Below are 1,301 nucleotides of genomic sequence, written 5' to 3'. Positions count from 1 at the left end.
GAACGCGGCCGCCGTCCATGGGCCGGGCGAGGACTTCGCTGCACAGAGTGACGCACTCGGCGCAGATCCACACGTCGGGACCGGCGACCAGACGGCGGTCTTCACCGCGGGGGTGCCCGCAGAAGGAGCAGCGGTCGAGCTGCTTCTTGCCGGTGCGTCCGCGGCGGGAGCGGCGGCCGAAGGGAGTACGCGGGACGCTGATGTAGCAGTGCAGCAGACGCTTGATGTCGGCCACGTCCACTCCGAGGTCGTTGAGGACACGGCGGGCCCGGGAACCGGGGTTGGTGGCGATGACAGCGAGCAGCTGTGGTGTGGTGACGGCGACCGGGGCGCAGGCCGGGGTGCGCTCGGTGGCGAGCTGCTCGGCGCCGGCCAGGGCCGCCTGCGCCTCGGCGGAGAACACGGGCTGACCCTGATGGGCGGGTTCGGCCGGGTAGTCGAACAGGCGGTGGGCGGCCTCTCGGATCTTGTCTCGGTCGACGCCGAGCTGTTCCAGGGTGGCGGCGGCCACGCCTTCGGTGAGCAGGCCCAGGAGCATGTGCTCCGTACCCGCCTCGGCCAGACGCTCGGCCTCGGCTGCGGCCAGCGCGGCGGCCAGACCGGCCTCCAGATCGCGGCCGCGGATCAGTCCTACGGTCGTGGCTGTCTGGGCGACGCGGTCGGCGTACCGCTGACGGGCGGCCTGGCGCGAGACGCCGAGGCGTTCGCCGATCACGGTCCAGGAGTACCCGGCTTCGCGAGCCTGCCGTACGACCTGGTCGACGGTCGCATCGGCCCGAGCGGACACGTCACTGGTCAGGGCCAGGACGGCGTCGAGCAGGTCGAGCGGGTCGTCACTTCTCGCTCCGGCGTGGGCCGCTTGGATGATCCGGTCCACCGTGGGCTCCTGGCTCATGTTGACAACGGTAGATTGTCACGCCCGCGGCGACAATCCCTTGTTGTCACTTGGCATCGGCGTACGGATGATGCGGCAGATGTCCTCTTCTGTGCAGGTGCTGGGGTCGGTGGCAGCCGCACGTCGGGCCAGGGTGCGCAGGGCGGTGCGGGTGGTGCGCAGTTCGGCCATGCGGCGCTCGATGTCCGCGAGATGTTGCTCGATCAGGCCCGCAACGTGGACGCAGGGCGCCCCGCCGGAATCGCGCACGGCCAGGACGGAGCGGATCTCAGCGAGCGTGAGCCCGGCGGACTGCGCCTCGCGGATGAAGGCGAGCCGATGCGCGGCCTGCGGCGGATAGTCCCGGTAGCCGCCCGATGTGCGCGGTGGCTCGGGCAGCAGGCCCGCCTGCTCGTAGAAGCGGATG

The 1,301-nt window shown here is 71.3% G+C and carries 2 protein-coding genes; both read right to left on the bottom strand.

Going from position 1 to position 1,301, the window contains the following annotated elements:
• The coding region (locus VXC91_RS45760; RefSeq protein ID WP_329513236.1) for a ClpX C4-type zinc finger protein at positions 1-895 on the bottom strand (895 nt) is incomplete at its 3' end.
• An 18-nt stretch (positions 896-913) separates the two neighbouring features.
• A partial coding sequence (locus VXC91_RS45755; RefSeq protein WP_329513235.1) for a MerR family DNA-binding protein occupies positions 914-1,301 on the bottom strand: 388 nt, incomplete at its 5' end.

Origin of the sequence: Streptomyces chiangmaiensis (genome assembly GCF_036281785.1) — a bacterium.
Taxonomy (GTDB): Bacteria; Actinomycetota; Actinomycetes; order Streptomycetales; family Streptomycetaceae; genus Streptomyces; species Streptomyces chiangmaiensis.
Note: the sequence above shows the minus strand (reverse complement) of the source record. Positions and strands in the feature narration are given on the sequence as shown.